Origin of the sequence: Streptomyces sp. NPDC058373 (assembly GCF_042723275.1) — a bacterium.
Classification (GTDB): domain Bacteria; phylum Actinomycetota; class Actinomycetes; order Streptomycetales; family Streptomycetaceae; genus Streptomyces.
In genome coordinates, this window is record NZ_JBHXJE010000056.1 from 1 (window position 1) to 14,101 (window position 14,101).

14 protein-coding genes are annotated in these 14,101 nt (G+C 75.5%); 5 read left to right on the forward strand and 9 right to left on the reverse strand.

The window, feature by feature from the left end; all coding sequences use genetic code 11:
* Positions 1-105 precede the first annotated feature (105 nt).
* On the reverse strand, positions 106-876 hold the full coding sequence (locus ACFWMZ_RS24920) for a hypothetical protein (protein ID WP_383204188.1): 771 nt from the start codon (positions 874-876) through the stop codon (positions 106-108).
* A 57-nt stretch (positions 877-933) separates the two neighbouring features.
* Here ACFWMZ_RS24920 and ACFWMZ_RS24925 point away from each other — a divergent pair, with 57 nt between their 5' ends.
* Together ACFWMZ_RS24925 and ACFWMZ_RS24930 are read left to right on the forward strand one after the other, a co-directional pair.
* A complete protein-coding gene (locus ACFWMZ_RS24925; protein WP_383181909.1) occupies positions 934-1,293 on the forward strand; it encodes a hypothetical protein in 360 nt (119 codons plus the stop codon).
* Positions 1,294-1,303: 10 nt separating this feature from the next.
* Positions 1,304-1,579 carry a DUF4031 domain-containing protein gene (locus tag ACFWMZ_RS24930; protein WP_383181911.1) on the forward strand — a complete coding sequence of 92 codons (276 nt, stop codon included), beginning with the start codon at positions 1,304-1,306 and terminating at the stop codon, positions 1,577-1,579.
* Between the two features lie 4 nt (positions 1,580-1,583).
* Here the strand turns inward: ACFWMZ_RS24930 and ACFWMZ_RS24935 are convergent, their stop codons facing one another.
* From ACFWMZ_RS24935 to ACFWMZ_RS24955, 5 genes are all read right to left on the reverse strand, one after another.
* Complete coding sequence (locus tag ACFWMZ_RS24935; protein ID WP_383181913.1) at positions 1,584-2,081, reverse strand: DUF3515 family protein; 498 nt, start codon at positions 2,079-2,081, stop codon at positions 1,584-1,586.
* 268 nt (positions 2,082-2,349) lie between these two features.
* Positions 2,350-2,499, reverse strand: a complete 150-nt coding sequence (locus tag ACFWMZ_RS24940; RefSeq protein ID WP_383181915.1) for a DUF6234 family protein — start codon at positions 2,497-2,499, stop codon at positions 2,350-2,352.
* Between the two features lie 395 nt (positions 2,500-2,894).
* The gene (locus ACFWMZ_RS24945) at positions 2,895-3,995 is read right to left on the reverse strand and encodes a GNAT family N-acetyltransferase (protein ID WP_383181917.1); all 1,101 of its coding nucleotides are present in this window, start codon (positions 3,993-3,995) and stop codon (positions 2,895-2,897) included.
* 41 nt (positions 3,996-4,036) lie between these two features.
* Positions 4,037-5,287 (reverse strand): Cmx/CmrA family chloramphenicol efflux MFS transporter, encoded by a 1,251-nt coding sequence (locus tag ACFWMZ_RS24950; RefSeq protein WP_383181972.1) that lies wholly within the window; start codon positions 5,285-5,287, stop codon positions 4,037-4,039.
* 313 nt (positions 5,288-5,600) lie between these two features.
* The gene (locus ACFWMZ_RS24955; protein WP_383181919.1) at positions 5,601-6,287 is read right to left on the reverse strand and encodes a hypothetical protein; all 687 of its coding nucleotides are present in this window, start codon (positions 6,285-6,287) and stop codon (positions 5,601-5,603) included.
* Between the two features lie 293 nt (positions 6,288-6,580).
* On the opposite strand from ACFWMZ_RS24955, the gene ACFWMZ_RS24960 reads away from it, so the two are divergent.
* A complete protein-coding gene (locus tag ACFWMZ_RS24960) occupies positions 6,581-7,312 on the forward strand; it encodes a copper homeostasis protein CutC (RefSeq protein WP_383204191.1) in 732 nt (243 codons plus the stop codon).
* Between the two features lie 19 nt (positions 7,313-7,331).
* Here the strand turns inward: ACFWMZ_RS24960 and bla are convergent, their stop codons facing one another.
* On the reverse strand, positions 7,332-8,264 hold the full coding sequence (gene bla, locus ACFWMZ_RS24965) for a class A beta-lactamase (RefSeq protein WP_383204194.1): 933 nt from the start codon (positions 8,262-8,264) through the stop codon (positions 7,332-7,334).
* A 240-nt stretch (positions 8,265-8,504) separates the two neighbouring features.
* Between bla and ACFWMZ_RS24970 the strand changes: the two genes are divergently transcribed.
* Complete coding sequence (locus tag ACFWMZ_RS24970; protein ID WP_383181925.1) at positions 8,505-8,957, forward strand: SRPBCC family protein; 453 nt, start codon at positions 8,505-8,507, stop codon at positions 8,955-8,957.
* 69 nt (positions 8,958-9,026) lie between these two features.
* Positions 9,027-10,655 (forward strand): phytoene desaturase family protein, encoded by a 1,629-nt coding sequence (locus tag ACFWMZ_RS24975; RefSeq protein WP_383181927.1) that lies wholly within the window; start codon positions 9,027-9,029, stop codon positions 10,653-10,655.
* Between the two features lie 45 nt (positions 10,656-10,700).
* On the opposite strand, the gene ACFWMZ_RS24980 is transcribed toward ACFWMZ_RS24975, so the two are convergent.
* Both ACFWMZ_RS24980 and ACFWMZ_RS24985 read right to left on the reverse strand, forming a co-directional pair.
* Positions 10,701-11,597, reverse strand: coding sequence for a short-chain dehydrogenase/reductase (locus tag ACFWMZ_RS24980; RefSeq protein WP_383181929.1), 897 nt, complete (start codon positions 11,595-11,597; stop codon positions 10,701-10,703).
* A gap of 155 nt (positions 11,598-11,752) precedes the next feature.
* Positions 11,753-13,882, reverse strand: a complete 2,130-nt coding sequence (locus tag ACFWMZ_RS24985; RefSeq protein WP_383204197.1) for a HelD family protein — start codon at positions 13,880-13,882, stop codon at positions 11,753-11,755.
* Positions 13,883-14,101 lie beyond the last annotated feature (219 nt).

The window sequence follows — 14,101 nt, forward strand, 5'->3', positions numbered from 1 at the left end:
TCCCTCGTACTGGACGTACTCGGGTGATTCGGGCGTACGGCGAGAGTGCGTGCCAGGCGTCGCAGGCCCACGAAGATCCGCCGGACAGGGCCTAGGGGTGTCCGGTCAGCACTCGACCGTGAACGCGAGTTCGGCGTAGCGGCGCTCCGCGATCTCCTCGGGTGTGCCCGAGACGTAGGTGATGCAGTCGTCGCCGGAGACCGTGCCCCACGGGATGGCCACGACGAGTACGTCCCCGCGGTCCTCCAGCGGGTCGTGCCAGGCGGGGGAGTAGCCGCCGAGCTGGATGTCGTGGCCCCAGCCCACGTCGACCAGCGACTCCGCCTGCTCGATCAGGCGGTCCACGAGCTCGGTCCGCCCGGCGTCCCCTTCGGCGTAGTCAGCCGCTTCCGCCACGTGCGACCAGTGGAGCCGGGCAGGGATGGTGGTTCCCGGTACGGCGTAGAGCGGGAACGGCCCGCGGCGCGTCTGGCCGTCGTCCCGCTCCGGGGAGTGGCGTTCGACGGTTTCTGCGCCCGTCGGCACGTGGAGGAAGAAGCCCCCGTCGTCCGTGGTCTCGGTCAGGATCGCCACGCGGCCGTCGGTGGGGAAGGCGATGTCGAGGACGCCGGTGGGTATGGCGGCGCAGTCGATGGTCAGCACGTGCGGTACGTAGTCGGGTATGTCCACGCCCTCCGGTACTCGGGCGGGGCCGCCCACCCGGGCGGCCGGACGGGCGTCCTTCCGCAGCTCTTCCGGCAGCATCTCGTACGGGCAGAGGTGGACGCAGGGGCGCAGCAGGCGGACGAACGCCTCGGTCACCGGCTCGGGCAGGCCAAGGGCCCGCCCGGCGTCGCGGACGGCACCGCGGACGGCTTCATGCGAGAGCGCAGTCATGGACGTCACCGTGCCATGCCCCACCGACAACGCCGTGCCGCGGGGGACAATGGAGCCATGAACGACATGGCGCGGACGGAACAGGCCCTGCACACCGCCCGGGCGGCGGTCCTCGCCGATCTCGGGGCGCGGTCGGCGGAGGAGGCCGACCTGGTGGAGGACGCGGTGGCCGGGCGGCGCTGGTGGGTCGAGCAGTGGCCCGAGGGCGCCGCGTACGTCACCGGGCTGGTCGCGCAGGACGTGCAGGACGCCCTGCTGGAGCGGGTCGGCCGCTGGCCGCTCTGCCCCGTCTGCGGCGGCGAGGACCCGCACGCGCTGGACGTCGAGCCGGAGCTGGGCGAGGACCCGCACTGGGTGTGCGGCAAGGCCGGGGCCGTGGTCGCGCCGGTCGGCTCGCTCGGCGGCGCCACGGGCTGAGAGGGCGCCCGTGATCTACATCGACCCGCCGGCCTGGCCCGGACACGGCCGCCTCTGGTCGCACCTGGTCAGCGACGTCTCGTACGAGGAGCTGCACGCCTTCGCCGCGCGCCTCGGCGTGCCGCCGCGCGCCTTCGAACGGGACCACTACGACCTGCCGGCGCACCGGTACGCCGACGCGGTACGGGCCGGGGCCGCCGAGGTGTCGAGCCGCGAGGTGGTGGTGCTGCTGACCCGGGCGGGGCTGCGGCAGCGCAAGCGGTGGGGTGGGGCCGGCCCTCGGTAGCCGGTCAGCCCATGCAGTGCCGCTCCTGGTGGATCGGCTCGACGGCGGCGCTCAGCTCGATCAGGGCCGTGTCGGTCCGGTCGAAGCCCTCGGCGATGGTGAGGCGGACCGCGGGGTCCCGGCCGTAGCTGATCAGCTCGGTGGCGCCGGTGCGCTGCGCCTCCTCCAGCACCCAGTGCACGCCGTCGATGTCGACGCAGTGCTCGACGGTCGCGGGCGGCGGCGGGAACCCGCACCGCAGGACGACCTCTCCGTCCCCCCAGACCGCGACCCCGGGCGGGCTGCCCCCGGCCGGCTCCCGCCCGGCGAGATCACCGGGCGCGCGGTCCACCACCCCGGCGCACGCGGGGTCGGCGCCGCGCGCGGCCGCCTGCGCCCCGGCGGGCGGCCCGCCGAACGGGTCAGCCGCCCACACCGCCGCCCCGGCCAGCCCGACCACGCAGACGCCCGCGACGAGCCCGGTCAGGCGAGGGGTCCGGCGGAGTACGCGGAGAGCAGCCATGAGGCCATCCTGCCGTGCGGGATCACGGCCGTCGGGGGCCGGGGCGGAAGGGAACCGGGGGCGGGCGCGGGGGTGGGCGCAAGGTCAAGAAGTGTGGACTCCAGGTCAAGGACAGCGCCCGGCGCCCCTGGCAGGCTTCCCCTTGCGCCCGGAGGGGGACCGGGCCGCGGTGCGGCGCCTCGGCTCCTCCCGACGGGGGATGGGGAGGAGCCCGGGCGCCGGTGGAGCAGGTTCCGGGGCGGGAGGGAGTGCGCGCCCACCGCCCGGCTCAGCCGCCCGGGTGCGCGCACTCCCGGCTGTCGTCGCCGCTGCGGCACCCCACCATGCCCGGTGCGGGCGGCGGGGGTTCCTCGCGGGCGGTCGCCCGGGCCTCAAGGGCGAGTCCGGCCAGGGCGGCGCCGGTCAGGACGGCGGCCATGAGCCCCTGCGTGACGGCCGCCCCCCACTCGGCGCGTCGGCCCCGAGGCGATGGCGGCCACCCCCGCGCAGAGCCCGATCGCGCCGAACGCGAGCAGGTAGGGGGTGGGGGAGACGTCGGGGGCCGGGGTGCCCGTGTCGAGGTGGAGGGAGGCGCAGATCCAGGCAGCAGCACGACCGCCGCCGGCGCCGCCTCCAGGACGGGCAGTCCCAGCGCCAGGCCGAGCTGCGCGAGCGCCCCCATCGGCTCCCGGCCGGCCGGGCGGGGCCGGACGCCGTACTCGGGCTCGGGCTCGGGTGAACTCGGTTCCATGGCAGGCAGTTCGGCGTGCGGGAGCGGTGCGCGCCTGAGTGCCGGTACTCAGCCCGCGCGGCCCGGTCGCGCCGCTTGCCGGGTCAGGCCCGTCGCTCGTACCGCAGGTCCAGTCCCTCCGCCAGGTCCCCGGCCGACGGCGGCTCGGCCGGGGTGAAACCGGCGCGGGCCAGGACGCGCTGGGAGGGCCCGTTGCCGGCGGCGACGCGGGCGCGGAGCGTGGGGGAGCCGGGCTGGCCCAGGCCCCAGACGGCGAGGGTGCGCAGCGCCTCGGTGGCGTGGCCGTGGCCGCGGGCCTTCTCCTGGAGGCCGTAGCCGACCTCGGCGCTGCCGGTCTCGTCCGGCGGCCCGTGGAACCCGACCGTGCCGAGCGCCCGCTCGTCGCGGACCCGGACGATGACGAAGGTGCCCCATTCGGGCCGGTGGGTACCCCGGGCGTACGCCCGCGCCACCATCGCGCCCGCCGCGCGGCTGCCCTCGTCGGGGTCGTCGCCGAGCCAGGTGTGGCCGCCGGGGCCGCCGACGGAGAGGTCCATCGCGGCGGCCGGGGAGAGCTCGCGCAGCTCCAGGGTGTCCGCGCCGTCCTCGACGGGCAGCACGATCGCGTTGTGCCAGCGCCACGAGGTGACCGCCGGCCGTGCCGGGAGGTCGCCGCGGCCGGTCGCCCAGAGCAGGGTGCGCGCCGGGTCGGGGCCCGGCTGGACGTGCGGGAAGAGGTGCGCCAGCAGCGACTGGCTGAGCCCGGCGGGAGGCAGCCAGTCCGCCACGCCGAGGCCGCGCGCGATGTCGTACGTGTGCAGCAGCACCTCGGCGACGCCCATCCCCGCGAACCCCGTCCGGTCCCCGGCCCCGTACGCGAACGAGTGCCAGCCGCGCACCCCCGGCGGTGTCGTGCGGACCACCGCCGAGAGCAGGCCGCCGGTGGCGGTGATGACGCCGGCCGCGTCCTCGTTGCTCAGCCCCTCCTCCAGCGTGATGCCGTACCCGACGTACCCGGAGGTGGCGCGGCCGGTCAACTGCCCGGCGTACGCGATGAGATCGTCCGCCACGTGCTCCACGGTGTACCGCACCGACCACTTAAGGGAGCCCGCAGGCACCTCCCAGTCCCGGTCCGCCACCGACCGCAGCAGCTCCGCGCACTCCGCGACCGCCTCGTCCACCTGATCCGCGCCCATCTCCAGCATGGGGCCGAGCGTAGGCGCTGCGACCCGCGCGGTCAGGGGATTCACGCGGCGCCGGGCGCGGGTACGGCCTGTGGTTCGGGCGCGGTGCGGCGCCCGGCGGAGCGGGCCGCGACCCGGCTGCGCCGGCCGCCCCGTGTACCGCTGCCGCCGCCGCGGCCCAGCCGCAGCGCGAGCACGACCGCGGCGATGCCGACCAGGAGCATGGCCGCGCCGGCCCAGGCGGTCGCCGGGTAGCCGAGGCCCGCGTCGATGACGGTGCCGCCGAGCCAGGGGCCGCCGGAGTTGCCGAGGTTGAAGGCGGCCGTGGTGGTGGCGCCGGCCAGGGTGGGGGCGGCGCCCGCGACGTTGAACATCCGGGCGTTGAGCGCCGGGGCGGTGTAGAAGGCGGAGAGGCCCAGCAGGAAGGAGAGGGCGACGGCGAAGGCGGCCGTGGAGGCCAGCAGCGCCAGCGCGGTGAGGAAGACGGTGGAGGCGGCGATCCCGCTCAGCAGCACGCCGAACAGGTGCGCGTCGGCCACCCGCCCGCCGATCGCCGTCCCCACCAGCGCGCCCCCGCCGAAGAGCGCCAGCACCCACGGAACCGACGACTCCGCCAGCCCCGCCACCTCGGTGAGCAGCGGCGCCATGTAGCTGAACGCGCAGAACACGCCGCCCGCCGCGAAGGCCGTGGCGACGATCGCCAGCCATACCTGCCGGTCGGCGTAGATCGCCAACTCCTTGCGCAGTACCGGCTTCTCGGCCGGACGCGGGATGTGCGGCACCCGCGCCACGACGCCGACCAGCGCCACCGCCGAGGCCGCCGCCACCGCCCAGAACGCCGAACGCCAGCCGAGCTGGTCGCCGAGGAAGGCGCCCATCGGCACCCCGAGGACGTTGGCGACGGAGAGCCCGCCGATCATCACGGCCATCGCCCTGGCGCGCGAGGTGACCGGCACCATCGCGATCGCCACCGCCGCCCCGACCGCCCAGAACCCGGCGCACGCCAGCGCGCTGACCACCCGGGAGGCGAACAGCACTGCGTACGAGGGAGAGAGGGCGCCCGCCACCTGGCCGAGGCCGAAGACGGTGATGAGCGCGATCAGCGTCAGCCGGCGCGGCAGCCGCAGCGTCGCCACCGCCAGCAGCGGCGCCCCCACCACCATGCCGACGGCGAACGCCGATATCAGCAGTCCCGCCTGCGGGATGGTGACGTCCATGTCGCGCGCGATCGGCGGCAGCAGCCCCGACAGCATGAACTCGCTGGTCCCGAGGGCGAAGACGGCCAGGCCGAGGATGTAGACGGCGAGGGGCATGCGCTCGCGGGCGGTGGCCTTGGGGGCGGGGGTGTTGGTGTCGGTCGAGGCGTCGGCCGCGGGTCCGGGGTATCCGGCAGCGGCGTCGGGTCGCCCGGGGGCGGCGGCGGAGGGGGCCGCGCCGGGGGGCGGCAGGTCGGGGTCAGGCTCGCGATGCTGCTCAGCTGAATCGGACACGAGGGCGCCAACCTCTGTCCGCGCGCGGGCATTCCCGGGGCCGAGCGCCGGCGGGGGCGAATGACCGGTTCGGGCGGGCCGGCTGCGGCGGGCTGGCCAGAACCCTTCGCAGGGCGCGCCTTTCGCCCCGCCCGCCTCAGATCACCAGCAACTCCACCTCCGTCGTCAGGTTCTGCCGGGCCTGCTCCTCCCAGTGCCGGTGGCCGTACTCGGTGCGGAACAGGGCGGGGCGCTCCAGCATCTGGAGGAGCAGCTCGGCGCGGACCGCGCGGAAGGTCTCGCCCTCCACGAAGCCGTACTCGGTACGGACGGCCGAGGCGTACGCCGCGTACTCCTCGGGGCTGCCGGCCAGCACGCCGAGGTCGGCGTCGCAGAGGACGGCGCCGTTGCCGTCGGCGTCGGCCGGGTCGTGGCTGAGGGTGAGGCGGACGAGGCGGACCACCTCGGCGGTACGCCGCTCGTCGACGCCCAGCTCGGCCAGGGCGCGCTCGGCGAGGCGGGCGCTGCGCTCCTCGTTGTTGTCGCGCTCGGGCAGGTAGACGGCGTCGTGGAACCAGGCGGCGAGGCGGACCAGCTCGATGTCCTCCGCGTAGGAGTGCGCGGCCAGCAGGTCGATCCGGTCGAGGACCGCCGCCAGGTGCGCCACCGTGTGGTACGCGCGCTGCGGCTCGCTCCACCGCGCCAGCAGGTTCTCCGCGTACGGCTCCGGCGGCGGGCCCGCGCCGTCCGGCCCGCGTACGGCGTCGACGGTCGCCACCCAGCGGGCGACCAGGGCGGGGCGGGGGTCGGCGGCCGGGGTGGTCCCGGTGGGTTCGGAGGCCATGCGTCCATTGTGGCGGCCGGGTGGGGGTGGTGCGGGGCGCGGCGTGCCGGGGCGGCGTCGGCCGCGCCCGGGTGTGCTCTGCCGGCTCTCTCCGGTGTCCCTCTGCCATGGCGGGGTCGCGCCGCGTAGGGTGGTGCATTGGACTAGACCTATAGCCCCGCTCGCGGTGCGCACTGGTCGCCTATGTCCACATTGCCCATACTTGAGTTGTTCGTCAGGTTGTTCGTCGTGTTGTTCGTCATCGGGACACGCAGCGGTGGTCGTCGGAGCCGGCGGTCGGAATAGGGGTCACCATGAGCAAGCGCGCCCTCCTGGAGGTGATCGCCCTCGACGCACGGGACGCCGTCGCGGCGGCCGAAGGCGGAGCCGACCGGCTGGAACTCGTCACCGACATGGCCGCCGACGGCCTCACCCCCTCCCTCGCCACCTTCCGCGAGGTGCGGGCCGCCGTCCCGCTGCCCGTCCGGGTGATGCTCCGCGCCTCCGACGGCTTCTCCGCCGGTACCCCCGCCGACCTGCGCTCCCTCACCGAGACCGCCCGCGCCCTGCGCGAAGTGGGCGCCGACGAGTTCGTCTTCGGCTTCCTCGACGAGACCGGCGGCCCCGACCTGCGCGCCCTCGACGCCCTCCTGGACGCCCTCGGATCCCCGGCCCCGCCCCGCTGGACCTTCCACCGCGCCATCGACCGGGCCGCCTCCCGCGAATCCCTCCGCAAGCACCTCGCCGACCTGCCCGGCCTCGACACGTACCTGACCGCCGGTTCACCCGAAGGCGTCACCGACGGCCTCCCCGCCCTCCTCGCCGAAGCCGCCCTCACCCAACGCGGCGAACCGGGTTACGAGCCCGTCCTCATGGCCGGCGGCGGCCTCCACCTCACCCACCTGCCTCAACTCCTCGCCGCGGGCATCACCGCCTTCCACATCGGCGGGGCGGCGCGGCCGCAGGGATGGGCGGGGCCGGTGGTGGCTTCGGCGGTGCGGGAGTGGCGGGGGGCGCTCGGGGGGTTGGGGGTCTCCTTCGGGTGAAGGGGGCGCCCCCGCCCCATCAGCTCAGCGCCTCCGACAGCACCCGGGCCGCGTCCGCGACGAGGCGGTCGTTGCGGACGGCGTCCTCCTTGGGCTGGGTGGTGAGGACGGTCAGGACGACGGGGGAGCGGCCGGGAGGCCAGGCGACGCCCGCGTCGTTGTTGGTGCCGTAGCGGCCGCCGCCCGTCTTGTCGCCGAGGACCCAGTCGGTGGGCAGGCCCGCGCGGAAGCGGTCGCCGCTCGTGGTGTTGGCGAGGAGCCAGCCGGTGAGGAGGCGGCGGTCGCGCGAGGCCAGGGCGTCACCGAGGACCAGGCGGCCGTAGGTGCGGCTGATCGCGCGCGGCGAGGTGGTGTCGGTGAGGCGGTCGGGCTCGGCCGAGTTCAGCTCCGGCTCCCAGCGGTCGAGCCGGGTGATCCGGTCGCCGAGGGAGCGGACGAACCGGGTGACGGCGGTGGGGCCGCCCAGCTCGCGGAGCATGAGGTTGGCGGCGCAGTTGTCGGACTCGGTGATGGAGACCTCGCAGAGCTCCTCGACGGTCATGCCGTTGGCGAGGTTCTCCGGCTTGCCGGTGACGGGCGCGCCGACGGCGCGGTCCACGTCGTCCTGCGTGTAGAAGATCCGACGGGAGAGGAACTCCCCGTTCCGGTCGAGGTCGCGGAGGACGGCGGCCGAGGAGAGCGTTTTGAAGACCGAGCACATCGGGAACAGTTCGTCGGCCCGGTACGCGAGTGTCCGCCCCGTCCCGGTGTCGTAGGCGTACGCGCCGAGCCGCGAGCCGGTCGTACGCTCCAGCTCGGCGAGCTGCCGGGCGGCGTCAAAGGCGGGGCCGGAGCCGGGGCCGCGCCCGGAGGTGGCGTGTGCGGCGCCGGGAGCGAGGGTGACCGCGGCCAGGGCGGCGGCACCGCCGGCCAGAACGCTGCGGCGTGAAGGGGTCGGGACGGTGAGGGGCATGGGTGGCAGTCCTCCTGCGTCGGTCCACGGGACACTGATCGTCTGACAGTTGATCTCACGCCCGGCGCGCCGGTGCGGTTGCGGTCGGTGGGGGCGGACTTGCCTGGAAGGACTTCCCCGAGGTGCCGGGTCCGGCACCCACGCGTATACAGAGGAGGCGGGGGCAGCCGAACTGCGGAGGAACTCAATGGCCCGGGCCCCCTTCGTAGGGCCTGACCGCCGACCATATGGAGGCAGACCATGGCTGTGAGGCACCAACTCATCGGCGCTCCGCCCGAGCGGGTGTGGGAGGTGCTGGCTGACGGTTCCCGCTACAGCGAATGGGTTGTCGGCACCAGCGGCTCGCACACCGAGCGCGGCCCCTGGCCGCAGACCGGGGCGACCATCGAGTACGACGTCCAAGTCGGCCCCTGGACCCTCGCCAACGAGACGATCGTCCGGATCAGCGAGCCCCCGCGCGTCCTGGAACTGGAGGCCGACAGCGGACGCCTCGGCACGGCCCGGATCGCCATCGAGGCGCGCCCCTGGGGCGACGAGACCTTGGTCATCGTGGACGAACATCCGCTGCGGGGACTGGGCGGCACGCTGCACAACACCGTGCTGGACAGCCTCCTGCAAGTGCGCCACCGCCGCATGCTCAAACGGCTCGCCGAGGTGGTGGAGAACTATCCGAACCGGGTGCGTACGGCGTGACGGCGGGCCGGACGGGGCTGCCACCGGGCAGGGCCGCGCGTGATCTGGCGATGGAAGGGGAGGTGACGCATGCCTGACGCCGTGGTGATCGGGGCCGGTCCGAACGGTCTGGTCGCGGCCAACCTGCTGGCCGACGAGGGGTGGAGCGTCGAAGTCCTCGAAGCCCAGGGCGAACCGGGCGGTGCCGTGCGCAGCGACCGGGGAGTCCACCCGGAGTTCGTCAACGACCTCTTCAGCTCTTTCTACCCCTTGGCGGCTGCCTCCCCGGTGCTGGCCGGGCTCGACCTGCACACGGAGGGACTGCGGTGGAGCCGGGCCCCGAAGGTGCTGGCCCACCCTCTGCCGGACGGGCGGTGCGCCGTCCTGGAGCCCGACTGCGAGGCGACCGCCGAGGGACTCGACGGGTTCGCCCCCGGCGACGGGCAGGCCTGGCGGGAGCTGCACGCCACCTGGGAGAAGCTCCGGCCGGACCTGCTGGAGGCACTCTTCTCCCCCTTCCCCCCGCTGCGGGCCGGCGGGAAGCTGCTGGCCAGGCTCCGCGGCTCCGGCGGGCTGCGGCTGGCACGCGGCATGCTGCTCCCGGTGCGGCGCTTCGGTGAGGAGGAGTTCGCGGGCGAGGGCGGCCGCCTGCTGCTCGCGGGCAACGCCCTCCACGCGGACCTCGCCCCGGAGGCGGCGGGCAGCGGCGGCTTCGGCTGGCTCATGTCGATGCTCGGCCAGACCTACGGCTTCCCGGTCCCGGTCGGCGGCTCCGGCGAGCTCTCGGCAGCCCTTGTCAGGCGCCTCGAACGCCGCGGCGGAGCCCTGCGCTGCGGGGAGCGCGTCAGCGAGGTGGTGGTGCGGCAGGGGCGGGCGGTGGCGGTACGGACCGCCTCGGGCGAGGAGGTGCCGGCGAAGCGCGCGGTGCTGGCCGACGTCTCGGCTCCCTCCCTCTACGGCGACTTGGTGGACTCAGCGCACCTGCCCGGCCGGGTCCTCGCCGACCTCCACCGGTTCGACTGGGACTTCGCCACCTTCAAGGTGGACTGGGCGCTCGACACCGCGGTCCCGTGGGAAGCGCCGCAGGCGGCCACCGCGGGCACCGTCCACCTGGCCGACGGGGTGGACGGGCTGACCCGTTTCGCCGCCGACATCGCGACCGGCCGGGTGCCCGCGGAACCGTTCGCCCTCTTCGGCCAGATGACCACCGCGGACCCCACGCGCTCCCCGGCGGGCACCGAGTCGGCCTGGGCGTACACGCACGTTCCGCAACACGTCAAGGGCGACGCGGGCGGCGACGGACTCACCGGCAGGTGGGACGAGCGCGAACGGGAAGCCATGGCGGACCGGGTGGAGGAGCAGGTCGAGCGGTACGCGCCCGGCTTCCGCGACCGGGTGCGCGCCCGGCGCGTGCTGGCACCGCCCACCCTGGAGGCGATGGACGCCAACCTCCACGGCGGCGCGATCAACGGCGGGACCACCGCCGTGCACCAGCAGCTCGTCTTCCGCCCCACCCCCGGCACCGGACGCCCCGAGACGCCTGTGCCCGGCCTCTACCTCGCCTCGGCCTCCGCGCACCCCGGCGGCGGGGTGCACGGAGCCCCCGGGGCCAACGCCGCCCGGGCCGCCCTGCGCACCCGGTCCCCCGGCGCCCTGCTCAGCCGGGCCCAGCGCGCCCTCGCCGCCCGCGACCGGGCGGGGGAACGCGCCGACGGGTGACAGAGGGCGGCCGGGGCCGCGACCCGGTGTGGGCGGCGCCCCGCCTCACCCGTCGGAGTGCCGCTCCCCGCGGCGCGCCTCGTACGCCTCGCCCCCGGGGCCGAGCAGGCCGGTGCCCTCCAGTTCCCCGGCGACCCGCGAGCGGGACAGCCGCCACCGCGCGCCCTGGGTGATCAGGGGCGGCAGGAGCCCGCGGGAGACCATGACGGCCCTCAGCCAGGCGGGTGCGTACACGCTGGAGGCGCGGCGCTCCATGCCGTCCACCAGCCGGCGGGCCACCGCCGCCGGCTCGTGGGTGCGCGTGGCCGGCCACGGCAGCCGGGAGCGCACCAGACGCAAGGCGGCGGTGCGGTCGGCGGCGCGGATCATCCCGGTGTCCGTCCAGCTCAGATAGGCGACGCCGACCCGTACCCCGCGGTGTGCCACCTCCGCGCCGAGGGAGCGGGCGAACGCCTCCGCGCCGGCCTTCGTCGCGCTGTAGGCCGCGAGCATCGGGGACGGGGCGAGCGCGGCGAGCGAGGCGACCTGGAGGTGGTAGCCGCGGGTGGCGAGGAGGTCGGGAAGGAAGCACCGGGCGGTCAGCACGCTGCCGACGAGGTTGGCCTCGACGATCCGCCGCCAGCTCTGCGGGTCCGAGGCGGCGAACGGGCCGCCCGCGGCGACGCCCGCGTTGGCGACCACCACCGAGGGGGCGCCCCACCGGCCGCGGATCTCCGCCGCCGCGCGCGTGAGCGCCTCCTCGTCGGCGACATCGACCGGCCACGGCCGGGCGGACCCGGGCGGGAGGTCGGCGGCGAGCCGCTCCAACCGCTCCTCCTCCAGGCCGAGCAGTGCCACCCGCGCCCCCCTGCGGACCAGTTCCCGGGCGGTCTCCTCGCCGATACCGCGCGCGGCCCCGGTCACGACGACGGTTCGGTCGCGCAGGGGCGAGCTGTTGTCCACTCCTGGATCCTCCCTGGGGCGTGTGCGGGCCGGTCTCGCGGGGTCCGCTCGGCCGGGTCGTGCGCCACAAGGATGGAGGCGCGGGCCGGACGGAGGGCCTACCGACACGCACCGGCGCCTCCGCCGCGCACCCCGGGCACCCGGCGGAGCCCCTGTCACCCCAGCTCCTTCGGCAGCTCCTCCTCGTGCACCACCGTCAATCCCGACACCGCTCGCGTCAACCCGACGTACAGCCGCCGCAACCCAGCCTCCCGAGTCGGCTCCGCCGCCACGAGCGCCGACGGCTCGGCGAGCACCACGTAGTCGTACTCCAGGCCCTTCGCGAGCGAGGCCGGGACGAGGGTGAGCCGGGCGTCAGGGCGGGTCTCCTCGCCGGGAGCGAGCGGGGAGAGACCAGCGGACGTCAGGATCGCGCGCGCCTCGTCGGTCACGGAGTCCGGCACGATCAGGCCGGTGGACCCCTGATGGGCGAGGGCCGCCCGGCAAGCCTCCTCCAGTGCGGCCAGGAGCGTCCCCGCCTCCGTGCGGACGATGCGCAGCGAGCCGGGGGACTCGCGGACCGAGCGGACCTCCGCCAGGCCGGGGGCGATGGCCGGGAGCAGGCGGGAGGCGTAGGCGATGACCTCGCGGGGGACGCGGAAGCCGGCCGTCAGTTCCTCCACCAGCGCGTCGGGCTTGCCGAGGTGGCGGAGGGCCTCCGGCCAGGCGGGGGTGGCCCAGGCGGTGGTGCCCTGGGCGAGGTCGCCGAGGACCGTGGCGGAGCCGGTGGAGCAGCGGCGGCCGACCGCGCGGTACTGCATGGGGGAGAGGTCCTGGGCCTCGTCGAGGACGACGTGGCCCAGCGACGGGGTGCGTTCGACCAGGTCGCGGGCCTCGTCGATGAGGACGGCGTCCGCCGCCGACCAGCGCGCCGACTTCACGCCCCGGAACGGCTTGGCCCAGAGCAGGGCGGTGCGCTCCTCGTCGGTCAGCAGCTCCTCGGAGTGGGTGCGGAGGAAATCGGCGTCGCCGAGCAGGCGCAGCACCAGCTTGGCCGGATCGACGGGCGGCCACACCTCCTTGACCAGGGCCTTCACCGCACGGTCGCGGGCCACGGCGTTCTGGACGCGGTCGTCGGGCGCCTCACCCGCCTGCTCCATCCGGACGAGGACGGCGTGGGCGACGCGCTGTGGGAGGGCCTCGCGGGCGGCGCCGTAGCGGATGTCGCGGGCGAGGAGTTCCTCGATCATGGCGGTGATCTCGTCGGCGGGGACGCGCCAGCGGCGCGAGCCGCGCACCACGACGAGGGACTCGGTGGGGCGCCCGACGTGGGAGCGCAGGGCGCGGCGCAGCACCTCGGCCATGCGGGCGTCGCCCTTGACGATGGCGGTCGGGGCCGGGTCGGCGCCGGTCACCGGGACGTGGGCGACGAGGGTGTCGACGGTCGCCTGGCGCACGGTCAGCTCGCCGAGGGCGGGGAGGACCTGCTCGATGTAGTGGAGGAAGGAGTCGTTCGGCCCGATGACGAGGGTGCCGGTGCGGGCGAGCCGCTCCCGGTGCGCGTAGAGCAGGTAGGCGACGCGGTGCAGGCCGACGGCGGTCTTGCCGGTGCCGGGGCCTCCCTGGACGCAGACGGTGCCGGAGAGGCCGGAGCGGACGATCTCGTCCTGTTCGGGCTGGATGGTGGCGACGATGTCGCGCATGGGGCCGACGCGGGGCCGTTCGATCTCCTGCTGGAGGAGGCGGCTGGTCCACTCGCCGCCGTCGCCGGAGGCGGTCAGGTCCTCGTCCTCGTACGCGGTGATCTCGCCGCCGGTGTAGCCGAAGCGGCGGCGCAGCGCGACGTCCAGGGGGTTGGTGCGCGATGCCTGGTAGAAGGGCTGCGAGACGGGGGCGCGCCAGTCGACGACCATCGGGTCGCCCGCCGGGTCGTGGACGTGGCGGCGGCCGATGTAGAAGCGCTCGGCGCGGTACGGGCCGTCGGCGGGGCCGCTCTCGTCGTCGGCGGTGACCTCGCGTACGTAGTCGAGGCGGCCGAAGAAGAGCGGGGTGTGGGCGAGGTCGGCGAGGGACTTGATCCGCTCGTCGATCTGGGCGCCGAGGACGGCGGCGTTGACCCAGTTCGCCGTCACGTCGGTGATGTCCAGCGACTCGACGTCCTCGCGCATCGCCCGCAGCGCGGTCCGCGAGGCGGCCAGGTGGGCGCGTTCGCGGGCGAGGGGGTCGGCGTCGGACGAGGGGGCGGGAGCCGGGCCGGCGTCCTGCGCGGCCTGCGGGGTCTGGGGGGTGTCGTGCGGCGTGAGCACGGGCGCTTGCCTCCGTGGTGCGGTCTTCGTACGGGCATCGTGCGGGCACGCGGGCGGGCGCACGGGCCCGGCGGAAGCGGGGACGGGTGCGCGGCGGCGTACCGGGTGTGTGAGGGTCGGTCCGCCGCGAGGGGCGGTCACTTCACGACGCGTCGGCCGGTTTCCGTCCGGCCGGCGGCGCTCCCCCGGAAGGGGAGGCGGGCAAGGCGGCAGATTGTA

Bases quoted from the DNA above. Each gene is read 5' to 3' on its own strand.
- ACFWMZ_RS24920 (WP_383204188.1), bottom strand. From the start codon at position 876: ATGACTGCGCTCTCGCATGAAGCCGTCCGCGGTGCCGTCCGCGACGCC.
- ACFWMZ_RS24925 (WP_383181909.1), top strand. From the start codon at position 934: ATGAACGACATGGCGCGGACGGAACAGGCCCTGCACACCGCCCGGGCG.
- ACFWMZ_RS24935 (WP_383181913.1), bottom strand. From the start codon at position 2,081: ATGGCTGCTCTCCGCGTACTCCGCCGGACCCCTCGCCTGACCGGGCTC.
- ACFWMZ_RS24940 (WP_383181915.1), bottom strand. From the start codon at position 2,499: ATGGCCGCCGTCCTGACCGGCGCCGCCCTGGCCGGACTCGCCCTTGAG.
- ACFWMZ_RS24945 (WP_383181917.1), bottom strand. From the start codon at position 3,995: ATGCTGGAGATGGGCGCGGATCAGGTGGACGAGGCGGTCGCGGAGTGC.
- ACFWMZ_RS24950 (WP_383181972.1), bottom strand. From the start codon at position 5,287: ATGCCCCTCGCCGTCTACATCCTCGGCCTGGCCGTCTTCGCCCTCGGG.
- ACFWMZ_RS24955 (WP_383181919.1), bottom strand. From the start codon at position 6,287: ATGGCCTCCGAACCCACCGGGACCACCCCGGCCGCCGACCCCCGCCCC.
- ACFWMZ_RS24960 (WP_383204191.1), top strand. From the start codon at position 6,581: ATGAGCAAGCGCGCCCTCCTGGAGGTGATCGCCCTCGACGCACGGGAC.
- bla (WP_383204194.1), bottom strand. From the start codon at position 8,264: ATGCCCCTCACCGTCCCGACCCCTTCACGCCGCAGCGTTCTGGCCGGC.
- ACFWMZ_RS24970 (WP_383181925.1), top strand. From the start codon at position 8,505: ATGGCTGTGAGGCACCAACTCATCGGCGCTCCGCCCGAGCGGGTGTGG.
- ACFWMZ_RS24975 (WP_383181927.1), top strand. From the start codon at position 9,027: ATGCCTGACGCCGTGGTGATCGGGGCCGGTCCGAACGGTCTGGTCGCG.